This window comes from Candidatus Hydrogenedens sp., from assembly GCA_035378955.1.
Classification (GTDB): domain Bacteria; phylum Hydrogenedentota; class Hydrogenedentia; order Hydrogenedentales; family Hydrogenedentaceae; genus Hydrogenedens.
Map to the genome: position 1 here is coordinate 17041 of DAOSUS010000005.1, position 24944 is coordinate 41984.

Here is a 24944-nt window from a genome sequence, read left to right on the forward strand (position 1 = left end):
GTTTTTTGATTATATTGACAAAAAAACCTTAAACTAAGTTTCATGATAAAATATATGTATATTAAGTATAAAACCATAAGTTTGAAAGGAGTTTGTTATGGAACAGTGGTTCAGTAATCAGGTAGTGATTGTTACAGGTGCCGGAAGAGGAATTGGTTTCTCAACCGCTAAATTATTCGCTCAATATGGAGCCAGTGTAGTGATTAACGATTACGATGCAAACTGTGCAGATAATGCGGCAAGCGAACTGAAAAATGCAGGGTATAAAGTATTATCTATTCCCGGGGATGTAACCGACCCACAATATCCGGATATGTTAATGAAAAAGACCGTAGAAACTTTTGGTAAGGTCAATGTAATTGTGAACAATGCTGGTTATACCTGGGATGGTATGATACATAAAATGAGTGATAAACAATACATGGCGATGTTAGAAATACATAATGTTGCTCCTTTCCGAATTATCCGAGCGGCATCTCCTTATATGCGTGAAGTAGCCAAGCAAGAAAAAGCAGAGGGCAAAACACCAGAACCAAGAAGTATTGTTAATGTTTCCTCTCTTTCCGGTTTGCATGGGAATACGGGACAAGCCAACTATAGTACTGCTAAAAGTGGTATTGTAGGTTTAACAAAAACTGTGGCTAAAGAATGGGGACCGTTTGGTATTCGTTGTAATGCGGTGGCGTTTGGTTTTATTGAAACGCGGTTGACACAAGACCAGGAAAGTGGAGAACAAATAGAGGTAGAAGGTGAGAAAGTGCAATTGGGTATTCCCTCGCACATGAAGGGAATGATAACCATGCTTATACCTTTAGGAAGACCCGGAACACCTGATGAAGCAGCAGGAGCCATTGTTTTCCTTGCTTCACCATTATCTTCATATATAACAGGTATTTGTCTCGAAGTTACTGGAGGATTGCAAGTTTAATAATGAAACCCCGTGATGACATACAACTGGTTCGCACCATTCCCGAACGATGTAGGATTTGCTATACCTGCGTTCGGGAATGCCCTGCTAAGGCTATCCGTGTAGTTCATGGGCAGGCAGAAGTCATACGGGAACGATGTATTGGTTGTGGAAATTGTGTTAAGGTTTGCAGTCAACGCGCAAAAGAGATATACAGTCCAATTGAGAGTGTTTTAAATCTTTTAAAGAGAAGTGAACCTTGTGTCGCATTATTAGCACCAAGTTTTCCAGCGGAATTTACAGAATTTCCTCCTCGAAAACTATGTGCTATCTTGAAGCGATTTGGTTTCTCGTATGTAGTAGAAGTAGGAGCCGGAGCAGACCTCGTTTCAAGAGCCTATCGTCAATTACTAACAGAAAATCCATCGCGTTCTTATATTGCTACGACCTGCCCTGCTGTTGTTGCTTATATTGAACGATATTTCCCTCAACTAATTCCATTTATGGCTCCAATAGTCTCACCAATGGTAGCTGCGGCAAGAGCAGTCCGACGCATGTATGGCAAGAAACTATCTATAGTGTTTATTGGTCCATGCATTGCCAAAAAAGGGGAAGCCCAATCCGAAGCATTAAACGATGAAGTAACAGAGGTGCTAACTTTTTCGGAAATGAGACAACTTTTAGAAATACATTTTCCGGAATGGAAGCAGGTAGATGCAGAACAAAACTTTGACCCGCCTATTGCCGGTCCGGGAAGTCTATTCCCTATAAGTCGTGGCTTAATACAATCTGCTTCAATCCCGGAGGATTTAACAACGGATAATGTTATTGTCGCAGAAGGTAGGTCTGATTTCGTAGAAGCCATACGGGAGTTTGATGAAGGACAATGCCGTCCGAATCTTCTGGAAATATTAGCCTGTGAAGGCTGTATTATGGGTCCCGGTTATTCCCAAAAAGCGACACTGTATCGAAGACGAACCTATGTAAGTCAGTATGTTCGCGATAAACTCAAACATATTGATTGGCAATTATGGCGTCAACAAATGGCTTTGTTGGCACAAATCAATATGTCTCGTCAGTATATCCCTTATGAACAGCAAACACCAGAACCTACCTCTTTACAAATCGAAGAGATTATGCATTCTTTAGGAAAATTCAAACCTGAAGATGAATTGAATTGTGGGGCGTGTGGTTACGATACTTGCTTGGAACATGCGATTGCAATATATCACGGATTAGCACAAACAGAAATGTGTTTGCCTTTCACTATTCAACGATTAAGGGAAACTATCCAGAATCTGGCAGAATCCAATGAAAAACTGGAAAAAACTCAGGAAACCCTCATGCAAGCAGAAAAACTGGCAAGTATCGGGCAACTTGCAGCAGGAATTGCTCATGAATTGAATAACCCGTTGGGTGTTGTGCTTATGTATGCACACCTTCTTTTAGATGAATACGGCACAGAGGAATCCTTGAAAGAGGATTTAAAAATGATTGCGACTCAGGCAGACCGTTGTAAGCGGATTGTATCCGGATTACTTCACTTTGCACGACAGAACAAGATTTCGATGGAGACAACGAACATACCTAAGTTGTTAGAACATGCATGTAAATTGGTTATTATTCCATCGAATATTCAGTTAAAGATAGCAAACCATATGCGGAACCCCATTGCAGAATTGGATAAAGAACAGATTACCCAGGTGCTTACAAATCTAATGACCAATGCTATACAAGCAATGCCCAATGGAGGAACTTTAACTTTAATTACTGAAGATGCCTCAGATGAAATTTATATAACTGTTGAAGATACAGGTACAGGTATCCCTAAGGAAAACCTATCTAAAATATTTGAGCCGTTCTTTACTACAAAAGAGATGGGAAAAGGGACCGGAATGGGGCTTGCTATTACTTATGGGATTATAAAAATGCATCGCGGACAAATCACTGTTGAGTCCAATGATAATCCTAAAGATGGACCTACAGGAACCCGTTTCTATATTTCTTTACCCCGAAATGTAAACCCTATCAACGGGATTAAAGAAGTAGACATTAAAGAATGGTTTCACGAAGCAGAAATGATAGAAAATATGCCGAAATCTTCGTAAACAAATTAAGTGAGGAAGTAGTGTATGAAGGAAGAAATTTTTCGCGTGCTGGTTGTTGATGATGAGCCGGGTATTCGTATTGGTGTTTCCCGTGTCTTACAAAACTATTCCATCGAAATGCCTGAGGTAGAAACAAAAACATTATTTGAGGTGGAAGTTGTAGAAACAGCGGAAGAAGCCATTGAAAAGATTAAAACAAAGCCCCCTCATATTTTATTATTAGATAACAAGCTACCCGGAATGAGTGGACTTGAAGCATTGGAAAAGATTGTTGCTATGAAATTATTAGAAACATATACTGTGGTAATAACTGCGTATGCTTCTATTGAGACTGCGGTTAAAGCTACAAAACATGGGGCTTATGATTTCCTTCCCAAACCCTTTACACCTACCGACCTTAAAAACACTATTTACAAGGTGGTGAAACAATTAATCGTAGAACGCAAAGCACGTGAATTAGCCAATGAGAAGAAACGAATTCGTTTTGAATTTATATCATTGCTGGCACATGAACTTAAGGCCCCTATAAATGCTGTTGATGGTTATTTAAGAATTTTGAAAGATATGAACATTGCAGATAATCCACAACTTTGTCAGGACCTTGTAGAACGTTGTCTTATTCGCAATGAATATATGCGGAAAATGATTAACGACTTGTTAGATTTAACGCGTATCGAATCCGGGCAAAAGGTGAGAAATATCGAAGAAGTCAATTTGAAAGACATCGCGCAACTGGCTATAGAAACATCTCTGGTAGAAGCCCAAAAACGGAACATTACGATGACCCTTCATGTGAATGAACCAGTTATGATTAAAGCAGACCGAAATGAAATGGAGATTATATTAAATAATTTAGTGTCCAATGCAGTGAAGTATAACAAAGATAACGGTAAAGTTGATGTGTTTTTATCCAAAGAAGGAGACAAAATTAAATTGCAGGTGAAAGATACGGGTATTGGAATGACGACTGAAGAATGTGCCCGTCTTTTTCAAGATTTTGTTCGTATCCGAAATAAAAAGACAGAGTCTATTTTAGGGAGTGGGCTGGGTTTGTCTACGGTGAAGAAATTAGCCCAAATTTATGGGGGAGATGTATCTGTCCGAAGTGCTCCTGATGAAGGAAGCACTTTTACTGTCGAATTGCAAGATTATGAAGAGCCAGTAGAGAAAACGCCTGCTCCTGCAAGTTAAAGATTCTCTTTATTTCTTTGTTTTTGAACCAAATTCCTGATATAAGCAATTTCCGCAGGGGTTAAATACCGCCATTCCCCTGTATGTAAATTACCAAGATTTATACCTGCAAAAGAGATTCTTTTCAAAGAGGTAAGAGGAAAGCCCACTGCATCAAACATCCTTTTTACTTCTCGTTTTCTTCCCTCATGAATGGTGATTTGAAGCGTGGAAGATTTTAAGTTTTGCTGTAAAACCTTTACTTGGGCAGGACGGGTTTTCCCATCTTCAAGCATAACCCCTTTTTCTAATTTCTTAATAGCAAGGGTTGTTATAAAACCTTTTACGACCGCAATATAAGTTTTGGGGATTTCATTGCTGGGATGTAACAATTTATTTGCCAATTCTCCATCGTTTGTCAGGAGTAAAGCACCTTCAACATCTAAATCTAACCTCCCAACAGGAAATACTCTTGTCTTCAAATTTCTGATGAGGTCAATAACAGTGGGTCTTCCAAATTCATCACGGGCTGTAGTAACATATCCCTTGGGTTTATTAAGCAAGATATATACTTTTTCGGGGATTTTCAAGGAAATAGGTTTGTTGTCTAAAAAAATCTTATCTGTTTCGGGGTTAATTTTTTGTCCTAAACAAGCGGGTATGCCGTTTACGGAAATTTTCCCTTCCTGAATAAAACGCTCTATTGCTCGTCGTGAACCAATACCACATTCTGCAAGATATTTCTGTAATCTAACCAAGGGACTACCTGAACTCCTTTAATTCTTCAACATTAGGTAAATCCTGCAAACTATTTAGCCCGAACATGCTCAAAAATTCATCAGTGGTTCTGTATAGTTTGGGTCTACCAGGGAGTTCGGATATACCACAAACGCGTATGAGATTGCGTTCCTGAAGTTGTTCAAATGCATGTGCAACAGATACCCCACGAATAGCCTCAACTTCAACGCGTGTAATGGGCTGTTTGTAGGCAATAATGGCTAATGTTTCAAGTAAAGAGGGAGACATTCGCCGTGTCTTTTTAATTTGCAAAAACTTGCGGATAAATGGGGCAAATAACGGACGCACAAGCAATTGGTAACCACCAGCAATTTCTTTCAAAATATAAGGCAAGCTGTTATTGTTTATCTCCGTTTTGAGTTCTTCCAGCAATGATTTCACAATTTCTGAGTCTATATCCCCGAGTATTTCCGCAATACGATTAGCACTTAACGGCTTATCACTAACAAAAAGTAATGCATGCATGGCTTGTTTGGTCTGGTCTCGGTCAAGAGAAAAGAGGAGAACTTCTTCTTCACTCATTTCCTCTTCGGAAGAAGTATTTACAGCAGAAATATTATTCTCCGAAGGGGTATTATCAGCCCTTACTTCCATGTCCATGTTATTTTTTTCTATCCTTAATTTCAGAGGTTTGTGTTATAGAGTCCTGTTTACAATGCCCACAAGCGGTTTAATTTCGTTCATCAATTGCTCAAATGTTTCCAGTTTTAATGATTGAGCACCATCGGATAATGCTTCTGCAGGATTGGGATGTACTTCTACAATAATACCATCTGCTCCTGCGGCAATGGCCGCTTTTGACATAGGAATTACTAAATCCCATCGCCCACTTGCATGGCTTGGGTCAACAACAACGGGCAAATGGGAGTATTTTTTTACTATAGGAACGGCCTGAATATCAAGTGTGTTTCGTGTTTCGGTTTCAAAGGTTCTGATTCCGCGTTCACACATAATTACATTTGGGTTCCCTTCAGCGATGATATATTCCGCAGACATAAGCCATTCGTTAATTGTGGACATCATCCCGCGTTTTAATAGTATAGGCTTATTTAATTTGCCTACCGCCCTAAGAAGTCCGTAATTCTGCATATTGCGAGCACCTATCTGGATAATATCTGCGAAATCTGCAACTACGGGAACTTGTTCTACGGTCATGGCTTCTGTAACTATAGGTAGGTCATACTTTTCGGAAGCCTCTTTAAGTAAACGCAAACCTTCCAGCTCCATACCCTGAAAACTATACGGCGATGTGCGAGGTTTATAAGCACCCCCTCGGAGAATGTGAGCTCCACACTTTTTTACAAATTCCGCAGTCTGCAAGATTTGTTCACGGGATTCTACGGCGCAGGGTCCTGCCATAATACAAAAAGATTTTGGTCCTATTCGGGCTTTACCTACTTGTATAACGGTATCTTCTTTTTTTACTTCCCGACTGGCTAACTTATAAGGTTTTAAAACAGGCATTACCTTTTCTACATGGGGTAGTGCCTCTAAAGCTAATACTCCTTGTAAAATCCGTTCATCACCAATTACTGCTATAACTGTTTTTTCAACACCTTCAAGGACATGAGGTTTCAGCCCTAATTCTTCAACACGGTTTACAACATAAGCCACATCTTCGGGTTTTCTACTTGCCATTACTATAATCATAATTTGCTTCCTTCCAACTTGTTTCTATTATTCAAATATATTTAAAAGGTCTGTATTCCTGTCCAAATTTGAGATTATATAATACCTTTTTTAAGGCTTAATCTTCAATATCCGATTTTATAAAGCATGTTTTAAGATTTTTTCATTTTAATTATAAGTATTGGTTTTCAGAACGAAAATAGCATTACTATTTCCATTTGTTGCATAAGATAGAGGAGAGAAATAGGATATATGAGGCTAACCGAAGGATGCGTTAACAAAAGATTAAAATTATGCATTCGTTTATGAATAATAGGATTGTCCTTTTTCCTTTATAAGAAGATATTTTTAATTGTTTGTTTGTGCGTATTTTTATCCTGATTTTGCGTTCCTCCTTATTAAATTATGATTCGGGATGGGTAGGTGTTTCAGCATGAACGCGAACACGATAGAAATGAGAAAGAGCATTAATATAAAGAGCCATAGTTTCAATGGAAATCCCGGCAGAATTTATATCTGAGTTCGATGGCGATAAATCAAGGTAAGGTGTATCCGAATTTTGGGAAGTAGCACGAATTCCGAAAGGAATTACACCCACTAATTTTCTCGAATCTACACCCGATTTAATATAAGGATGAGCATAAACAGGTAGATTTTTCGTCCCTAATCCTTCAATAAAACAAATCCCAAAAGGATTTACACCTAATATCCAGTTTATATGGTCAAAAAATAATTTTTTTGCTGTATCTTCGGGAATAAAACGGAATGCTTTCCCTGCTAATTGTGCTATTTGGAGTAGATATAAATTATTCCCCATTTTGTCTTCATCTTTTTGGGTTGTTATACCGAAGAAATCCATTTCGGATTTCCATCTCATAGGGCAGATTCCGAAAGGATTCTGATTTGCTTGTTCCGAATAAAGTTGAAGGGTGTTTTTTAAAGTTTGAACCAATTCATAAGTTTTAGTTTCATATGTAAAAGCGTCATATCTTGGAATGGCTTCAGATATATTAAGAATATTTTCAGGCATGTATGTTTGTAGGGTAGATATATAATTCCCTGTATTTTTGATTTCTGCCAGGTAAACAAGAGCAGAGAATAGTCCAGCATTTTTCTTCCCCTGGGCTAATGCAGACTGGGTTAATTTTTCCGTTTTGCTGATATAAGGGCTTTCCATCTTTGTCTTTGATGATAAATAGGAAACATTTCCCATAGCCGCAAAAACAACCTCTTCATCTGTAAGGGATTGTTCGATAGGTCTCTCATTGGCTGTGTTCGGTTGATTGTCCGTTTCTTCTTCAGGTTTTTTTACAGTACTTTCAGGTTTTGAAATAATATTGCCCAAAAGTGTTCCATCTTCCTTGATACGGTTGGCAATATATTCAGCACCCCAATCTATTTCTTCCTGCATTTTTGAAATCAGGTCTTTATCTTTTAATAAACGCCACATGCAAATGTTATAACTCTCGGCAAGTAGGTTCAAACAAAGGGCTGATTTTGTTTTGCTATATGTTTCTCCATCATGCCATCCTCCTTTTAGTGAAATACCTTCAAAAGAATCATCTATATGACAGGGTTCGTGAATACCTTCTATTTTTGTGCCACAACGATGTAATCGAATCCCATCCAATACCTTAGGAATGGTTTTTTCCCAGAGAATATCCTTGCCTATTAAAAAATAAGGACTGTAATATCGCTTTTCTCCAATATTAACCATAATCCGATAATTCCCCTCCTCGTTATAATCCGAAAAATCTGCACGATAGAACCATTTCCCCCAGTCTGATTTATTTGCTCCGATAATCCGTGACGGTTCTCCAAAATATATTTCTCGCACCTCAAGGTCAGATTCACCTAAAAGGTAAGAAGTTATTTTTTCAGGCTTAAAATTTGTTGCAAGAATACATGTTTTAGGATAGAGCAAATCGTAACCTACCTGATTTACAAAAATATCAACGGTTTTGGGCTGTTCAATAACTCCTGTGAAATTTGCTTCATCCCACCAAACAGTCCCCGTAGGATTAAATTCAGTAATTAATTGAAGTCGTATAGCAACCGCACCTGAAGGGACAGATGTCTCAGATAACATAAATCGTTTCCATTCCGAAGCCGCATTTTCTATCAATCGCAACTCTTTTTTATCTATCGTTTCATCGCCTTTTAACCATTCTATAATGACTTTTGAAGGAAATGTCCCTTTATAAAAAATGCTTCCTGTAACCGATACCATACCCGGGGGAATGGGAATATCTTCTGTATGGATATTTAGCACTTCTTTTCCCTTAACCCGAAGAGAACTTTTCCCTGAAAGATAGGTTGTATTATCAAGAGAAATTTTGTTTTCTGTGTTTTCGGAAGAAAATTTCCAGTTATTTAATATGGATACCACATCCGAATCCTTTTCAGAAAGTTCAAAACCCCCATTATAAATCAGAGGAATTGTTTCCCAAATAAAATCATCCTCATTAGAGGTAGAGGATGAAGTATCTTCACTAAAAGAAGGATAAAGACAGAATAATACAATCCCTGTTACAAATAGTAAAAGGAACAAATAATTATTAAAAAAAAGTTTTTTCATATATCCGTCCTATCTTAACTATTTAATTTTATTATTTGGAAGGGAGGTTCGTTTTGTATTTCCTGAACGAGTTCATTTGCGTGATATTCTTGTTCCTCTGTTCCGCTAATGGCAAACCATAAAGCCCCTTCTGCCCCATTAACTCCACCTCCACCTATTAACTCTACATCTGCACCTGTGAGGATTTTTATGGCATCTATTTCTGTGAAAACCTCACCCGGAACAGGAAAAAATCGAGGACCATTTCCATGAGCAGAGTTTATTTTTAATGCAATTGTATCAAGATTTCCAGAAATTCGTTTTTCAAGTCCCACAGGAATAATAAGTTTTACACGACGACCTATTACGGCCGGTATTGTAACACCGATTGTTCCACCTTGTGGATGTGCCACAAAAATTCCGGCACGCCGATTATTCATATCCAGTGCATTTGCCCCTTTTAGAATAACATCGGATTGTGCTAATTGTTGGGCTACATCGAAAAGATTTTTACCTCGTTCCCAATTCCCTTTGACAATTACTACATCTCCGGGAAAAGTAGATTCATCAGGAAGCCTTCCCATATCTGTTAGTGGATAAAACGGAGGTAATGTTATACCTCTAAAAAAACGGTTTTTTGGAAAAGGGTCTTCGTATCCTAAATATTTCAATATTTCCTCAGCGATATATCCATTCGTTGTCCCTGCAACAATCACTATCGTATGAGCATTTATGGCTCTTTGTATTTCAGGATGTCGAACTATCCCTTTTGCTATAAGCCGTTTACATGCCGATACAGTTAGCACCACTTGCAACATAAAAACATCTCCTTTTTACAATTGTTTTTGAAACGGGAATAGGTAGTAGTATAAATTATAAAACATATCTTGTAAACGAGTATAAATAACAAAAGTTAATGAAGATATATTTAAAACAATGAAAGGGTTTGTTTATGTCAGGTTTGCGTATTACAGTTTGGAATGAAGGTGTTCATGAGAAAATTAGTGAAAAGGTGCAAAAGGTGTATCCGCATTCTATTGGTGGGCAAATTGCTCAATATTTGGAGAAACAACCGGGTATTGCCTCTGTTCGTTCTGTGCAGTTAGATGACCCAGACCAGGGACTATCCGATGAAATTTTAGAAAATACGGATGTGATGACATGGTGGGGACATCTGGCTCATGATAAAGTATCCGAAGAGAATGCAGAAAAAGTGCAGAACCGTGTTTTGAACGGGATGGGCTTGGTTGTCTTGCATTCAGGGCACATGTCAAAGCCATTTCGTCGTCTTATGGGCACAGGTTGTATGCTGAAATGGCGTGAGTGGCAAGGCGAAGGGGAACGGGAACGCGTTTGGGTAGTTGACCCGGCACATCCTATAGCAAATGGTATCCCTGAGTATATTGAATTAGAACGCTCAGAAATGTATGGAGAACATTTTGATATACCTCAGCCCGACCAATTGGTTTTTGTTAGTTGGTATCAAGGGGGAGAAGTTTTCCGTAGTGGTTGCTGCTGGCATCGAGGATTGGGAAAAGTATTTTATTTCAGTCCTGGACATGAAACTCTGCCAATTTACTATAATGAACATATCTTAAAAGTTATCTATAACGGGGTCTTATGGTGTGCCCCGACAAAACCTGTGAATGGTGTATTTCGTGGAAATTTTGACCCACCCATTGAAAAAATAGGATAAACATTATGAATAAAAGAAGATGCTATTGGATGGTTATATCGTTATGTATAACCATCACCTGTATGTTTTCTCCTATGTATGGGGATTCCTCTAATTCATCAGACTTACCTCCCTTGTGGAAAAAAGCAGAAATTTTCCAACAAGATATGGAAGAGCGGTTTTTACTGGATGGACAGGCTCTTTGTAAGTTGATTCTTCCACGAAAGGACAGAGGACTAACTTATAACATGCCGGACAATGCCTATATGACAGGTATTTATGTGGGTACCTTATCCATGAAGTATTCCATAACAAAAGAGGACAAGGATAAGACAAAATTAATTCAATCCGTTAAAGCCCTGAATTTTCTGTGTCGTGCCAGTGGTATAGATGGTTTACTTGCCCGTGCTGTTATTCCTATTGATTCTCCGTGGCAGGATAATGGTATTTGGAGACCTACTCCTGATGGTAAATATAAGTGGCGGGGCGATGTAAGCAGCGACCAGGTAGATGGAGTTTTGTTCGGATTTTCGTGGGCATACGAGACGATTAGCGATGAAACTGTAAGAAAAGAGATAGCCAGAGATGTAACGGCAATTGTAGACCATATATTGAGGAACGACTTAAGAATTATTGATGCAGACGATAAGCCAACGACCTGGGGTAAGTATTTCCCCCAATATACAGTGATAGAATCGTTAAATGCTTTGCTATGGCTACAAGCCTTAAAAATTGCATACCAGGTCTCCAATGATAATAAATATGCTGAACTTTATAAAAAATATGCTATAGAAATGAAATATGCAGAACGAGCTATCCAGGCGAGGAGAAATCTTGACCCAACACGAAAAGGTTTTGTTAACCATTCCGATGATGTCCTTTTCTTCTTAGGAATAGAACCTCTCCTACGATTGGAACAAGACCCTAAAATACGGAAATATTACATTAAGTCCTTAAAACATGCCTGGGAAGGTTCTCCACCTTTTCCAGGATTAAAACCTGAGGCAAATCCGCTATATTCATTCTTAACGGCAAAGTATTTGAAGGATACCTCTGAAATTGAAAATGCCATAAAAACGCTTGAGTGGTTCCCTTTTTCTATTAAATGGAATAAAGATACTATTGCGAAATATGAACAACGATATGGCATCCGATTGATTTGGGATGTCCAAAGTCCAGAGCCAGAAGAAGGGAAACCGATACCTATTGATAGACGGATGAACACATGGTCAACATGGGTTCAAGACCCATACCTTTCTCTCGGGAACCCGATGAATGATTTTCTTGCCGAATACAATGGACATGACTATCTTTTAGGATATTGGCTCGGAAGATATTACGGCTTTATTGATAAAGACAGATAAATTTTCTTTTATCAGGTGTTTCTAATAGTTTGTTTCACTCGTTTACTACATACGATATATATTCTTCAAAAGAATATAATGTTTATTAACGAAATACCTGATGTTAAATTCATAGGACAAAATAAATGCTTGTTTTTTATCTTCTTACTTTATGGATTTGCTCCGGAGATTTTTCTGATAATCAGAATGCTTTTCAGCAATTAGAAGGTAAATATGCGATTATTTATTATATGGATGCAGACAGGACTGAAGCGGAAAAAGTGCAGGAAGTCGTTGAAAACTCCTGGCTTGAATTAACCCAATATTTCCCAATTTCCAATAATAACCCCGTCCAAATTTGGATTGTTCGCTCACCGGAGGATTTTTCTAAAATGGCGTCGGGTCGTTCTTCTTTCCTTTATGGAGGTATTGCCAGACCGGGGTCAGGGATAATCGTTGTTAAATCTTCTCGTTTGAGAAGTTGGGGAGAAGATTTTGTGGGAACTATACGACATGAATTGGTGCATGTGTTTATAAATCGTGCAGGATTAGAAGAACGCATTCCCCTATGGTTCAATGAAGGGCTTGCCATGTTCCTTGCAAACGAATATCATTGGAGTACTGGAATTCGTATGTCTCATATTGTACTGACAAATCGTCTCATTGATTATAAAGATTTAGACCGCGAATTAATGTTGACGACATCACCCGATACTACCAGCAGTGCCTATATTCAGTCTCTTTCAATGCTTCAGTATCTTTACAAAAAATTAGGAGAGGAAAAGTTTTGGAATGTGGTCCGAGGTTGTAAAGACAAACGATTTGTCCAGTCGTTGAAAGAGATAGGAGGAATAAGTCTTGATGAGTTTTGGTATGGTTATCGAAGGTCTCTATGGGTAGTTACTTTAATGGGAGCCTTAGCCACAGGTTCGATTTTTACACCCATAGCCATATTGGCTATTTTCGTGTTTCTATGGATATGGCGAAGAAATCGTAAAAAGATGAAGGTATGGGAAGAGGAGGAAGAGGAAGATGAACGATTAGGAATAAGAACAATCCCCTGGGAACATCTTACCCAAGAACCCTACGATTGGGAAATGAAAGATGACGATGACTGATGTCCTATTTATCTGCTTCGTCTAACTTGTTTAATATTAAAGTTGCAAAGGTTCCATTTCTTCAAGAGCCGTGCGAATAGCGTGAATATCTTTTTCATCTAAAATGACAGAACCCGCCTTTGCGTTTTCCTCTATCTGCAATTCGTCTCTTGCACCTACCAACGCAGTGGTAATTCCTGGTTGATGAAAAGTCCATGCAATAAAGAGTTGCCTCAGAGTAATTTCATACTTTTCCGCAATCGGTTTTACTCTTTCCAACATATTTAGAACACGACGGCGATTTACAGGGGAAAACATCGTTTTATCTCGACGCAAATCCCCATGTGGAAATTCCCTATCTAATGTAACCTTTCCCGTGAGCAGTCCCTGAGCAATCGGACTGTATGCAAGAACAGAAATGTTATTTTCACGACAGAAAGGAAGTATCTCTGCCTCAATTTCGCGTTCTAATGCGTTATATTTGGGCTGATTACTTTCAAATTTTCCTTTTTTAAGACAAGTTCTCATCATTTCCACAGTAAAATTGCTAACCCCGATGTGTCGTATTTTCCCTTCTTTTTGTAAGGAGAGTAAGGCTTCCATTGTATAATCTAACGGTGTTGTTTTGTCAGGCCAATGGCATTGATATAAATCAATTACATCTACTTTTAACCTACGAAGACTGTTTTCACATTCTTTCCGTATAGATTCAGGACGAAGGTTTTTGTAAACTTTCAGGGGTTCTCCATTACGGTCTACGGTATCAAAGAAAAATTCCCCTTGCTCTGTGTCCCATCGCAAACCACATTTGGTAGCTATAATAACCTTATCTCTTCGTCCTTGTATGGCTTCTCCTACAATCATTTCACTATGTCCAAAACCATAAACAGGTGCCGTATCTATACAGGTTACACCGAGGTCAATACCTTTCTGGATAGCCCGTTTTGCCTCTTCATCATCCGTCCCACCCCAGAGCCATCCACCAATTGCCCATGCACCAAAAGAGACTACGGGTAATTTTATATTCGTTGTTCCTAAAGTTCTGTATTGCATAATTAAGTTCCTTTCATTGTTTCGTTTTAATTATTTTAACGAATTGAATAAAAGATTATAAAACATTTTTGTATCAGGAAGGATAAAATAAGTATGATGTAGTGTGAAACTCTTTTCTTAAAAAAATTGTCATAAAGGAGAAAAAAGAGTGCGAGATATTCTGATGAGTTTACCGTTACTTTTTGTAGTTGTAACATCCTTTTATCTGGCTTTACGAGCCATTAGTCGCGTGTGGATTAATTACCGCGTTCGATTGGCTCTGTTAGAACGACTTGAAAATTCTCCCGAATTGATTGAAGAAGTCCCCCAGATACGGGAACTTTTTGAGGATGAAAATAAAGAAATTACAGAGCGATACCCGATAGATTTTGTTTTTACAGGTGTATTTCTTGTCATTTTGGGTTTGATTTGTGTCATTTTTGATTTTCTATTAGGCACAGGACAGGTAGCTGTAGGTGCCTATTGGGGAGGGGTAATTTGTTCCGGATTAGGGTTCATTATAACTCTTTTGGGATTATTCCTCCGATTCCTTTCCACACCCGTAAATATATAAAAACCTTATTTTGTATAAAATCACACAATTTAGTATATTAATAGGTATGTAGGTGTTTTTTTTGCTCAATGTTATTTTTCTATTATAAAACATATTTTTTATAGGAAAGGAGTTTTTTATGTTTGAAATGAGGTATTGGATACTTATTACCCCGATGTTATGTTTCGGATGTGCTACAGGATTTGTTCCAGGGGCTCCCGAAGGTTGTATTGATGTTATTGCTCATCGTGGAGCCAGTGCCTATGCGCCAGAGAATACACTAGCATCTTTTAAAAAAGCGATAGAATTAAAAGCAAACTGGTTTGAATTGGATGTTCATCTTACAGCAGATAATAAGTTGGTTGTGATACACGATGATGAATTAAAAAGAGTAACAGGTGTAGAAGGGAAAGTAACCGAGAAGAAATGGAAAGAAATAAAAGATTTGGATGCAGGGTCCTGGTTCTCCCCAGAATATAAAGGGGAAACATTACCCTCTTTAGAAGATGCTTTGAAAGTGGCTAAAGGGAAAATAGGTGTGTATATTGAAGTAAAAAGTAGTGATAATAATACTCCCCTTCTACCATTAATTATGATGAATATCGCCGGTAAGGATAAAATGACCCCTGAATTGAAAAAACAATTAGAAGATGTGATTTATGGTAGCCAATCGCGGAACATTATATTAGCACGCGAAACGGTTAAAACCGTGCGTAAAATGAAGATGGAGAAACAGGTAGTATTACAAACCTTTTCACCTGTGATTTGTTTTACCTTAATTAATGAAGCACCTGATTTGCGGATAGAATTTTTAGGTGAGGAATCGGAAGAACATCCGGAATGGTGGAATTATTATGTGTTATTTGGAAAATTGTTGAATGTAGCGGGAATGAATGTTAACCGGGAGCACCTCACCAAAGAACGGATAGACCAGTTCCATGCAAATGGAGCCACTGTAGCCGTATGGACTGTAGATGATGTGGAAGAAATGAAAAAGTTTGCAGAATGGGGTGTAGATGGAATTATTACCAATAAGCCTGATGTTGCCCTCAAAGTTCTGCGGGAAATGGGCAAAACAAAATAATGGATAAAAATGTCTTCAATTTATTTCTACATTAGGGAAAAACATATTTAAGATATAAACAAGGCATTAAGGAAGTTTTTTATGGCTATTGAAATAAAACCTTTAGGTCCGGAATATCGGGTCTGGCGATGGAAAATATTGACTACTACATATATTGCCTATATCGGCTATTACATGACCCGTAAAATTTTTACAATATGTAAAACAAGGATTGCAGAGGATTTCGGCTGGGAATTGGGAGATACGGCATATATATGGGCGTCTTTTCTTATTGCTTATGCTATAGGGCAATTTTTAAATAGTTTTATAGGTAGAAAATGGGGTCCTCGTGTGATTTTGCTTGGTGGATTGGGCATTTCTATTGTTTGTAATACTATCTTTGGTTTTTCTAATTCGTTTGAAAACTTCATTTTATTTATGTTTATCAATGGTCTGGCACAGGCATCCGGTTGGCCAGGATGTATCGGAGGTATTTCAAGATGGCTTCGCAACTATGAACGGGGTACCATTATGGGAGTATGGACTACAAATCATATCATTGCAAATATTATATATAAGTCTGTTGGTGGTTTCCTTTTAGCGTCTATGGGATGGCGTTGGTCCTTTTTTGGAATGACCCTTTTGACTTTATTTGTTTGGGCTTTGATTTTAATATGGCAGAAAGACCGCCCTGAAGATGTTGGTTTACCTCCTATTATAGATAAGGAGGAAGACTATGGACAGGCAATAAAAGCATCGCAGGAAGACCATATCTCCGTATCTGAATATTTACGCGTAGCGTTTAATCCATTGATTTTTATTATGGGTATTGCCTATTTTTCTGTAAAATTTCTTCGGTATGCTCTGGACTCATGGCTTCCTTCTTTTCTGAATATTCAAGGGCTACCTGTGGACCAGGCAAGCTATTATTCTATGATATTTGATATCACGGGTGTTGTTGGGACTATTGTCGCTGGTTATGTGCTTGACCGATGGTTTCGTGGCAATTGGGCAGGTGTCTGCTTTGTTTGTAGTATAGGAACAATTTTAGGATATGTTGCGGTAATGTATGCAGGGGTAAATCCTATTTTAATTGCTTTTTGCTTTGGAATTGTTGGTTTTATGCTATATGGACCGGATAGTTTGTTAACTGGAGCAGCGGCGGTGGCAGTAGCGGGTGAGGCAAATGCAGTCGCTATTACAGGGGTTATTAATGGAATAGGAAGTATCGGACCCGTTGTTCAAGAGTTGGTTATAGGCAAGTTTATGAAAACGGAAAATTTGCAAATAGGTATAGATAGGACGAATATGTTGGGGCTTATTATGAGCATTGCCCTTGCCATGTCTACGGCATTTTTAACCTGGTATTTATACCGTGTTCATGGAAAAAATAATAAACCTGTGGATAAGGCAAATCCATAAAGATGAAATTTTAAAATATTTCAAGTCGGAATAAGAACATTTCAAATATGCTTTCATCTATTCTAATTTTTGCCCCAAATTGGGTCGGTGATGCAGTTATGGCAACACCTTTATTTCGGATAATAAAAAAACAATATCCGCATATTTCCTTAAATGTGATAGCCAAAAAATCCATCTGCGAACTTCTTCATGGTTTGGATTATATTAATGAATTTATTCCTTTACCAGATAACTCGGTTCAACAAATTTTATGTGCCTTAAAATTGAGAAATAGACACCATTCTGCTGTAATAATTTTACCGCATTCTTTCCGTTCTGCTTTTTTATCTTTTTTATCAGGAGCAAGACTTCGGATAGGTTATGATTGCAATTCCCGTCGGTCCCTATTAACTCATCCTGTCCCCTTTCCGAAAGATGAAGCAGGAAACCGAAAAATTCAATATATGACTTATGAATATTTAAAGTTATGTGAAGAAATAGAAATTTTGCCGGATGGTCAGGGGCTGGAATTGGTTATTGCGGAGAAAGATGAAAATGACTGGAAGAGAGAATTGGGAGAACAGAAAATAAAGGGACCTATTGTCGGGATAGCCCCCGGTGCTTCATTTGGACCCAGCAAACGATGGGATGTAGAACGATTTGCTCAGGTTGCCCATAAATTAAGTGAAAAATATAAGGCTACAACAATTCTTATTACAGGTCCGAATGAACAGGATATTCGGGAACAATTTTTGGAATCTAATTCAGTAGAAGTTATAGACCCCTTTAAAAAATGTCATAGCCTTTCTCGACTGAAAGCAGTAATAAAAAATCTTGACCTTTTAGTATGCAATGATAGCGGACCGCGTCATATTGCTGTGGCATTTGGAGTTCCTGTAATATGTATTATGGGACCAACAAAACCAGAATATACAAATAGTCCATGGGAACGAGGTTTTGTCATTCGGGTTCCTGTAGAGTGTGGTCCATGTCAATTACCCGAATGCCCTACAGACCATCGTTGTATGAAGTTAATTACAACTCAAATGGTATTAGAACATGTAGATAAAATTCTACAATCTCATGTATAAACGAAGTTCGTTTGTGAACTTTCTCTATATTATTCAGGACAACAATAAATAAAAACTTGCTCTTTTGTGTTTAATTTGGTAAATTAATCTAATAAAAAGATAACATTTAACTTGTAGAGAGACGAAAGTGCAAGAACGAAGAAAATTTATACGAAGACAAGCGGACAGAGACCTGCTTCAACGCTATCAGGCTCTGTATGATAGAATACAACAATTAGAAACGATGGCAAATGCAGACGAAAGCCGTGAACTCCGACATAAACGGCGCAGAACAATACGACATTTATGCCATGTGCGAATAGGTCTACCTATTGGTTTTCAATCCGGTAGAGATGATATATGGACGGTGGAACAGTTGCCAATTAAAGGTAGATTGCTCGACCTGAGTGCCGAAGGATGTGCTTTATTTACCCATCAGACCTTTGATATTGGACAAAGTGTTAATTTAAATATTGAAGTGAGTGGCGGAAGACATATTAAAGCAACAGGTATAGTGCGATGGACAAAACAACTACCCGAAAAAGGAGGTTATGCCACAGGTGTTCAATTTAATAGAATGGGGGAAGATGACCAAAAAATTTTACATTATTTTTTAGATGAGTTAGATAGAACAATCGGTTTATAGGGATTATTATTATGAGAACAGTGTATGTTGTTACAATGTGGTCCGGTGGTAGACCTGCTAAGAAATGGAAATCTTTTGAATATCCCAATTTATTACCCCAAGGAACGGGAGTTGAATTTGTTTGTTGTGAAACAAAACTTAAAGTTCAGGTAATCGGTAGTGTTTCGGTAGAAGAATATGAATCGGGTAAAGAAGACCTAGAAATGGGTCTATATCGTGAACTGAACAATGAAAAACCCAATAGTAAAGATACCAATTCCCCTAACAATATCGAACGCATTTTTTAATCAATTTCCGAAAATAATATACAACTTGTCAATAAACAGAAGGAGTATGGCTCTATGCGGTATCCTCTTTTTTTCTTATCTGTTTTTCTAACTTATTGTGTCTTTGCACAAACGCCAAACTGGCACGAAGATAGTTTCTTGGGTATCCATTTTGACCTGCATCCTAACGCTCATGATACAGAATTAGGCAAGGAGGTCGATGCAGGACAGATACGCCAATTTTTAGTGAAAGTGAAGCCTGATTTTGTGCAGTATGACTGTAAAGGACATCCAGGTTATACAGGGTATCCGACAAAAATCGGTTTGCCTTCACCGGGTATTGTAAACGACGCACTTCGGGTTTGGAGAGATGTAACCAAAGAGTTAAACATTCCCCTTTCTATTCACTATTCAGGTGTATGGGATACACGAGCCATTGAACTAAACCCCGATTGGGGGAGAAAAAAAGCAGATGGGACATTGGACACCAATAATACCTGTAGGACAAGCGATTATGACACAAAATTAATGATACCGCAACTTCTGGAAGTGGTTCAGGAATATGATATTGATGGTATGTGGATTGATGGGGAAAATTGGGCAAGTTATCCTTGTTGGTGTGACCGCTGTAAACAAAAATTTACAGAGACGACAGGAATAAAAGAGATACCAGTTAAAAAAGATGACCCCCACTGGGAAGAATGGACAGCATTTCACAGAAGTTTATTTGATAAGCATGTCCAGCAGGTAGTGGATGCTGTTCACAAAGTAAAACCCTCCTGTATGGTGTGTAGTAACTGGCTTTATACGATGCGTCAACCCGAGGCGATTACGGTAAGTGTGGACTATCTTAGTGGTGATTTTACACCTTCCTTTGGCGTTCAGGAAGCATGTTATGAAGCCCGTTTCCTTGCTTCGCGTGGCAAACCATGGGACTTAATGGCATGGAGTTTTATCCATTCATCCAGTATCGGGAAAGTAATGAAAACAGTTCCTCATCTATGTCAGGAACTTTCGGAGGTTTTGGCACAGGGTGGGTCTGTTTTTATTTATGATAATCCGAAACGCTCCGGCCGACTTGTAGATTGGCATACAGACCTATTAGCAAAGACAGGAGAATTCTGTCGAGAACGAAAAGAATGGTGTTTTAAGACAAAAACACTTCCCCAAATAGCCGTTGTTCATAGTGAAACAACATTCTATAAAGAGAATGAACCGTTATACCAAAAATATGGAGCCGTCCTTCAGCCGATAGAAGGAGCAACAACAATATTACTGGAAGCAGGATACTCTGTAGATATATTGAATGAAGATACATTAACAAAAGTTATCTCTCAATATCCCATAGTTATTGTGCCAGAGCGTTCTGCAATTCCAGACTCAGTAATATCCGTTATAAAAGAATATGTCCAGAAAGGAGGAAAACTAATCCTTTCGGGTTCCTTCCTTGCAGAAAAATATGGAGAATGGTTAGGTGTTGAACCTGTAGAAGGAAAAATAAAAGGTTGGTTACCTGTTCCCGGCGGGAGCGCTGTCCCTACCGCAGGCGAATATCAAAAAGTCCGCCCTACTACGGCAAGAGGGATTTTTACTATCATGAATAATCAAGAGCAAGGAAGAGATGAAACGGAATTTCCTCCTGCAACATTAACAAAACTGGGAGAAGGAATGGTTCTTGCTATCCATGGTCCTTTCTTTAAATACTACAATTCCCATCCTGTCCCTGCTTATCGTCAAATATTAGCATTCTGGATGAATGAATTGGGCACAGAAAAATTAATCCGCCATGAAGGTCCATGGTATATAGAATTATCTGCTCGACAACGAGAAAATCAAATACTGCTGAATTTAGTTAATCGTGCTGTAGAAGGATATTTGAGTTCCGAACGACACATGGTAGAAGGGGTTCCAATTGTTCAGGGTATTATGATTACTATCCCTAAAGCATGTATTCCTTCAGATAAAAAACCTATAAGGGCTTATATAGCACCTGCTCAAATTCCTGTTAATATTGTAGAGGAGAAAAATCAATACAAGATAGTTGTGCCTCAAGTTCATATTTATGATATAGGAGTGATTGAGTTACAATAATATTGTAAGTTCCTTCATATAAATTGAAAGGAGATGTTCTATGGCTGAACTCAAAGTTGGAAATAGCGTAATCCAGGTTATTCAAGGCGATATAACAAAAGAAACAACAGACGCAATTGTCAACGCAGCGAATAAATCACTATTAGGTGGAGGTGGAGTAGATGGAGCCATTCATCGAGCAGGGGGTCCAGCAATTTTAGAAGAATGTAAAAAATTAGGTGGTTGTGAAACAGGCGATGCAAAAATAACTACAGGAGGAAGATTACCTGCGAAATATGTAATTCATACGGTAGGTCCTGTATATCGTGATGGAAAACATGGCGAGCCAGAACTATTAAAAAATTGCCATATCCGTTCACTGGAGGTAGCAATTGAAAATAATGTGAAAACAATTGCTTTTCCTGCAATTAGTTGTGGCGTTTATGGGTATCCCATAGAAGAAGCCAGCAAAATTGCTATTGGAACGGTAAAAGAATTTTTAGAAAAACATCCTGATTGCGGCATTACCCTGGTCCGTTTTGTAATGTTCGGTAATGATACCTATTTCCCTTTCAACTCTACCCTTTGTGATTTAGGCGGAATGTAAAAAGAAAAAATACAGAATTTACTTTTTCTGTTTTCGTAATTTTTCAGCAGATTCAAGGATAAGTGTTTCCGTTTCTTCCCAACCGAGACAGGGGTCTGTTATACTTACACCATATTCTGGCTCTTTCCCCGGCGGAGGGAAAGGCTGATTTCCCGCTTTAATATTACTTTCCAGCATTGCCCCTAAAAGAAAGGGATTTCCCTCTATTCGTTGTTGTACTACATCACGCAAAACATGAGCCTGCAACGGATATCTCTTACCACAATTCGCATGACTACAATCTACAACAATCCGCGGCGGTAAACCTGCCTTTTGCATTTGTTCCGTAGCCTCGATGACGCTTACAGGGTCATAGTTCGGTCTGCCTCTGCCTCCACGGAGAATAATGTGGGACATCGAATTCCCGGCAGTTTCAATTACACAAGAAATGCCATCTTCATCAATTCCTAAAAAATGATGACTTCCACGGGCTGAAACCATAGCATCAATAGCAACCTGTAAATTTCCATCGGTGCTATTTTTAAATCCAATGGGCATTGAAAAACCGCTTGCCATTTCACGATGCGTTTGAGATTCTGTAGTTCTTGCTCCAATAGATGCCCAGCAGACCAAATCCGAAATATATTGAGGCACAATCGGGTCCAATAATTCTGTCCCTGTTGGAAGTCCCATTTCTGCGATACGAGTTAATATCTCACGGGCAAGCTTAAGCCCTTTTATAATATTATGAGTATTATCCAAGTCAGGGTCGTAAATCAGTCCTTTCCATCCTAAGGTAGTACGAGGTTTCTCGAAATAGGTTCGCATAATGATGAAACAAACATCCGAAACCTGTTGCTGCACCTCTAATAATCGCCTTGCGTAGTCCAGGGCTATCTCTTTACTGTGAATGGAACATGGACCTACAATCAACATGAACCGAGAATCATTCCCGTTTAATATATTCCTAACGGTTTCTCGGGATTGAGCTATATGCTCTTTTATATTTTCTGATAAAGGATATAACTGTTTTATTTCCCTTGGAGAAATCAACGGTGTAAACGATAAAACATTGATATTTTCTATTGCTCGGGGTATTTGCTTATCCATGAAATACACTCCACTTGTGTTTCACAAAGAATTTATATATATTCTAACAAATTTACTGCTAATTGCTTATAATTGAATATGAAACAAAAACGATATATGGGATTTTTTAACTCCAAAAAAGTAATATAATATAAAAGAGGAGAAAAAAAGAATGTGTGTTCACTTCAAATTTTGGTGTAGTAGAATAAATTCATTAAAACAGTTTTCAAATTGAAAGTAACGATGATTCGTATAAGAAAAACAGGATTAAGGTCTTTACGGACAAGTGTGATTTTTTTGATAGCGATTGTTATAACCCCTATTGCGTCGCTATTTTTACTCCGTTTATTTGTTGTGACTGATGTTATTTGTTCGGAATATAATGATGTAATCAAAAAAATAAAATCGGGCAAATATGAGAATATTCCTCATTTAGCAAACATAAAAGAAGGGATTAAATTGGTAAGAGATATATTCTGTAGTTTCTTCAAGCCTATGGAATGGAAAACTTATGTTCTGAATAAAAAGACAGGAGACTTAATTGAAGATGGATATAGTAAGACATGGAACAGAGAAAATTCCCCTTCCGAATACTCTTTAAAGACATGTTATTATTTTTTAACAAATAATAAGATGATAGGCAAAGAATTGGATGATTATAGTAAGAACGAGGATTTGTTTTTGCCTAATAAGGACAGGGTTCCAGCGGATTGTGTAAAACGGGAGAAGGACTGGAAAACGGATTTTAAGTATTATTCGGGAAAACTTTTGGATAAGATTCAACAGATTGTAAAAGAACAGGGAGAGCAACCCATTATATACTTTCCCTATAATTCTAAAGGAGAGCTATTAGATATTCTTCAAAATAGATCACAATGGGAGTTAATTGCATATTTAAACACTATTATAAGTTTAGAAGAAGGAGATTATGCTCTGGCATTAGAATGGATAAAAGAATATGTACAGTTTTTAATACTCCTTGATGAAGGTTCTTCGTATATTTTCTTTTACAGCAAATATATATTAGAACTAATCAATTGTTTACCTTTTTATTATCCATTTCCGGAGTATTTCTACGAAGAACTTATAGATTTTATAATAAGATTAAAAAATAAATATGAAACAAGAAACTTCTGGAGAACGATTTGGTTTGAATTATTTGAGGTAGAAAATAGGTATACGGATTTAGATATGAATACAGTCAGTTTAATAAAAAACTGGTATAAGTCAGGGGAGAAGTTTGGAACATTGTTAAGTAGAAGAAAAGCATATAAAGGTTTGTCACGGATTGTGGCAAAATATCGTCCTATTTTAGAGTCCGCAACATGGGAAGACGCGGAAGAGGCTGTTTTTTATAAACGAGGCAAATTAGTTTCCTTTTTCGATAGTGTAGAACAGCATGCAAACCAATATAAATTTACTCCGACAATCTATTATGATCAAAGAATTGGTATCCCTGTTCAATATACAATCCCTACACTGGAACATACGAAAAATATTATTTATTATCGTCATTTGCAGTTATCTTATTTTTATGCCACTATTACACGAGTAGCGTTGGAATATTATCATTCATGCTATGGCGTCTATCCGGAGTCATTGGAAAACTGTTTGAGGGATTACCTTAAAGAGGAAGAAATCACATGGATCAATGATTCTCTGGATATATTCTTTTATGAAGATAAATATATTATTTTCTGTTATCCGATGCCTAAACATGTGAAAGCAACGCTACCTAAAAAACATCGTTTCTATAATGTAAATATTGTGTTGCCTTTTCATCTATATTGAAATTATTTTCCTGAGGTTTGTTTCCTACTATTGATTTCTATAAAAGAGATTGATTACAAGTTAAAAACTTCTGCAAAAAATCAAGCATATATA

At 37.8% G+C, this 24944-nt stretch carries 22 protein-coding genes; 15 read left to right on the forward strand and 7 right to left on the reverse strand.

The features are described from left to right. Positions 1-97 precede the first annotated feature (97 nt). The 3 genes from PLA12_02005 to PLA12_02015 are packed head-to-tail and all read left to right on the forward strand — an operon-like array spanning position 98 to position 4206. Complete coding sequence (locus PLA12_02005) at positions 98-928, forward strand: SDR family oxidoreductase (GenBank protein ID HOQ31263.1); 831 nt, start codon at positions 98-100, stop codon at positions 926-928. Positions 929-930: 2 nt separating this feature from the next. Beyond that, positions 931-3015 (forward strand): [Fe-Fe] hydrogenase large subunit C-terminal domain-containing protein, encoded by a 2085-nt coding sequence (locus PLA12_02010; protein HOQ31264.1) that lies wholly within the window; start codon positions 931-933, stop codon positions 3013-3015. Between the two features lie 24 nt (positions 3016-3039). Then, on the forward strand, positions 3040-4206 hold the full coding sequence (locus PLA12_02015; GenBank protein ID HOQ31265.1) for an ATP-binding protein: 1167 nt from the start codon (positions 3040-3042) through the stop codon (positions 4204-4206). Here the strand turns inward: PLA12_02015 and PLA12_02020 are convergent. The 5 genes from PLA12_02020 to PLA12_02040 all read right to left on the reverse strand — a co-directional run bounded on the left by PLA12_02020 (position 4203) and on the right by PLA12_02040 (position 9987). Continuing rightward, positions 4203-4943 carry a pseudouridine synthase gene (locus PLA12_02020; protein ID HOQ31266.1) on the reverse strand — a complete coding sequence of 247 codons (741 nt, stop codon included), beginning with the start codon at positions 4941-4943 and terminating at the stop codon, positions 4203-4205. The genes PLA12_02015 and PLA12_02020 overlap by 4 nt on opposite strands. Positions 4944-4947: 4 nt before the next feature. Then, positions 4948-5583: an SMC-Scp complex subunit ScpB gene (gene scpB, locus PLA12_02025; protein ID HOQ31267.1), complete on the reverse strand. Its 636-nt coding sequence runs from the start codon at positions 5581-5583 to the stop codon at positions 4948-4950. A 36-nt stretch (positions 5584-5619) separates the two neighbouring features. Further along, positions 5620-6633 carry a 3-deoxy-7-phosphoheptulonate synthase gene (aroF, locus tag PLA12_02030; GenBank protein ID HOQ31268.1) on the reverse strand — a complete coding sequence of 338 codons (1014 nt, stop codon included), beginning with the start codon at positions 6631-6633 and terminating at the stop codon, positions 5620-5622. Positions 6634-7015: 382 nt separating this feature from the next. Then, complete coding sequence (locus PLA12_02035; protein ID HOQ31269.1) at positions 7016-9190, reverse strand: glycoside hydrolase family 9 protein; 2175 nt, start codon at positions 9188-9190, stop codon at positions 7016-7018. A gap of 14 nt (positions 9191-9204) precedes the next feature. Continuing rightward, entirely contained in the window at positions 9205-9987 is a 783-nt protein-coding gene (locus PLA12_02040) for a hypothetical protein (GenBank protein HOQ31270.1), read from the reverse strand. A gap of 134 nt (positions 9988-10121) precedes the next feature. Here PLA12_02040 and PLA12_02045 point away from each other — a divergent pair, with 134 nt between their 5' ends. From PLA12_02045 to PLA12_02055, 3 genes are all read left to right on the forward strand, one after another. After that, positions 10122-10865, forward strand: coding sequence for a ThuA domain-containing protein (locus PLA12_02045; protein HOQ31271.1), 744 nt, complete (start codon positions 10122-10124; stop codon positions 10863-10865). Between the two features lie 5 nt (positions 10866-10870). After that, positions 10871-12208, forward strand: coding sequence for a hypothetical protein (locus PLA12_02050; protein HOQ31272.1), 1338 nt, complete (start codon positions 10871-10873; stop codon positions 12206-12208). Positions 12209-12333: 125 nt separating this feature from the next. Beyond that, positions 12334-13305 carry a DUF1570 domain-containing protein gene (locus tag PLA12_02055; protein ID HOQ31273.1) on the forward strand — a complete coding sequence of 324 codons (972 nt, stop codon included), beginning with the start codon at positions 12334-12336 and terminating at the stop codon, positions 13303-13305. Between the two features lie 36 nt (positions 13306-13341). On the opposite strand, the gene PLA12_02060 is transcribed toward PLA12_02055, so the two are convergent. Beyond that, entirely contained in the window at positions 13342-14337 is a 996-nt protein-coding gene (locus tag PLA12_02060; GenBank protein HOQ31274.1) for an aldo/keto reductase, read from the reverse strand. A 148-nt stretch (positions 14338-14485) separates the two neighbouring features. On the opposite strand from PLA12_02060, the gene PLA12_02065 reads away from it, so the two are divergent. The 8 genes from PLA12_02065 to PLA12_02100 all read left to right on the forward strand — a co-directional run bounded on the left by PLA12_02065 (position 14486) and on the right by PLA12_02100 (position 21992). Next, positions 14486-14890: a hypothetical protein gene (locus PLA12_02065; protein HOQ31275.1), complete on the forward strand. Its 405-nt coding sequence runs from the start codon at positions 14486-14488 to the stop codon at positions 14888-14890. 118 nt (positions 14891-15008) lie between these two features. Further along, positions 15009-15953 carry a glycerophosphodiester phosphodiesterase family protein gene (locus PLA12_02070; protein HOQ31276.1) on the forward strand — a complete coding sequence of 315 codons (945 nt, stop codon included), beginning with the start codon at positions 15009-15011 and terminating at the stop codon, positions 15951-15953. An 81-nt stretch (positions 15954-16034) separates the two neighbouring features. Then, entirely contained in the window at positions 16035-17354 is a 1320-nt protein-coding gene (locus PLA12_02075; protein HOQ31277.1) for an MFS transporter, read from the forward strand. A 47-nt stretch (positions 17355-17401) separates the two neighbouring features. Further along, positions 17402-18424 carry a lipopolysaccharide heptosyltransferase II gene (waaF, locus tag PLA12_02080; GenBank protein HOQ31278.1) on the forward strand — a complete coding sequence of 341 codons (1023 nt, stop codon included), beginning with the start codon at positions 17402-17404 and terminating at the stop codon, positions 18422-18424. 127 nt (positions 18425-18551) lie between these two features. Next, on the forward strand, positions 18552-19049 hold the full coding sequence (locus PLA12_02085; GenBank protein HOQ31279.1) for a PilZ domain-containing protein: 498 nt from the start codon (positions 18552-18554) through the stop codon (positions 19047-19049). A gap of 11 nt (positions 19050-19060) precedes the next feature. Then, positions 19061-19336 (forward strand): hypothetical protein, encoded by a 276-nt coding sequence (locus PLA12_02090; protein ID HOQ31280.1) that lies wholly within the window; start codon positions 19061-19063, stop codon positions 19334-19336. 54 nt (positions 19337-19390) lie between these two features. Further along, positions 19391-21406: an alpha-L-fucosidase gene (locus tag PLA12_02095; protein HOQ31281.1), complete on the forward strand. Its 2016-nt coding sequence runs from the start codon at positions 19391-19393 to the stop codon at positions 21404-21406. Between the two features lie 40 nt (positions 21407-21446). Further along, complete coding sequence (locus PLA12_02100) at positions 21447-21992, forward strand: O-acetyl-ADP-ribose deacetylase (GenBank protein ID HOQ31282.1); 546 nt, start codon at positions 21447-21449, stop codon at positions 21990-21992. A gap of 18 nt (positions 21993-22010) precedes the next feature. Here the strand turns inward: PLA12_02100 and PLA12_02105 are convergent, their stop codons facing one another. Further along, complete coding sequence (locus tag PLA12_02105; protein HOQ31283.1) at positions 22011-23081, reverse strand: 3-deoxy-7-phosphoheptulonate synthase; 1071 nt, start codon at positions 23079-23081, stop codon at positions 22011-22013. Positions 23082-23303: 222 nt separating this feature from the next. On the opposite strand from PLA12_02105, the gene PLA12_02110 reads away from it, so the two are divergent. Further along, positions 23304-24851: a hypothetical protein gene (locus tag PLA12_02110; GenBank protein HOQ31284.1), complete on the forward strand. Its 1548-nt coding sequence runs from the start codon at positions 23304-23306 to the stop codon at positions 24849-24851. Positions 24852-24944: the final 93 nt, after the last annotated feature.

Bases quoted from the DNA above. Each gene is read 5' to 3' on its own strand.
- PLA12_02005 (HOQ31263.1), top strand. From the start codon at position 98: ATGGAACAGTGGTTCAGTAATCAGGTAGTGATTGTTACAGGTGCCGGA.
- PLA12_02010 (HOQ31264.1), top strand. From the start codon at position 931: ATGAAACCCCGTGATGACATACAACTGGTTCGCACCATTCCCGAACGA.
- PLA12_02015 (HOQ31265.1), top strand. From the start codon at position 3,040: ATGAAGGAAGAAATTTTTCGCGTGCTGGTTGTTGATGATGAGCCGGGT.
- scpB (HOQ31267.1), bottom strand. From the start codon at position 5,583: ATGGACATGGAAGTAAGGGCTGATAATACCCCTTCGGAGAATAATATT.
- aroF (HOQ31268.1), bottom strand. From the start codon at position 6,633: ATGATTATAGTAATGGCAAGTAGAAAACCCGAAGATGTGGCTTATGTT.
- PLA12_02035 (HOQ31269.1), bottom strand. From the start codon at position 9,190: ATGAAAAAACTTTTTTTTAATAATTATTTGTTCCTTTTACTATTTGTA.
- PLA12_02040 (HOQ31270.1), bottom strand. From the start codon at position 9,987: ATGTTGCAAGTGGTGCTAACTGTATCGGCATGTAAACGGCTTATAGCA.
- PLA12_02045 (HOQ31271.1), top strand. From the start codon at position 10,122: ATGTCAGGTTTGCGTATTACAGTTTGGAATGAAGGTGTTCATGAGAAA.
- PLA12_02050 (HOQ31272.1), top strand. From the start codon at position 10,871: ATGAATAAAAGAAGATGCTATTGGATGGTTATATCGTTATGTATAACC.
- PLA12_02055 (HOQ31273.1), top strand. From the start codon at position 12,334: ATGCTTGTTTTTTATCTTCTTACTTTATGGATTTGCTCCGGAGATTTT.
- PLA12_02060 (HOQ31274.1), bottom strand. From the start codon at position 14,337: ATGCAATACAGAACTTTAGGAACAACGAATATAAAATTACCCGTAGTC.
- PLA12_02070 (HOQ31276.1), top strand. From the start codon at position 15,009: ATGTTTGAAATGAGGTATTGGATACTTATTACCCCGATGTTATGTTTC.
- PLA12_02075 (HOQ31277.1), top strand. From the start codon at position 16,035: ATGGCTATTGAAATAAAACCTTTAGGTCCGGAATATCGGGTCTGGCGA.
- waaF (HOQ31278.1), top strand. From the start codon at position 17,402: ATGCTTTCATCTATTCTAATTTTTGCCCCAAATTGGGTCGGTGATGCA.
- PLA12_02090 (HOQ31280.1), top strand. From the start codon at position 19,061: ATGAGAACAGTGTATGTTGTTACAATGTGGTCCGGTGGTAGACCTGCT.
- PLA12_02095 (HOQ31281.1), top strand. From the start codon at position 19,391: ATGCGGTATCCTCTTTTTTTCTTATCTGTTTTTCTAACTTATTGTGTC.
- PLA12_02100 (HOQ31282.1), top strand. From the start codon at position 21,447: ATGGCTGAACTCAAAGTTGGAAATAGCGTAATCCAGGTTATTCAAGGC.
- PLA12_02105 (HOQ31283.1), bottom strand. From the start codon at position 23,081: ATGGATAAGCAAATACCCCGAGCAATAGAAAATATCAATGTTTTATCG.
- PLA12_02110 (HOQ31284.1), top strand. From the start codon at position 23,304: ATGATTCGTATAAGAAAAACAGGATTAAGGTCTTTACGGACAAGTGTG.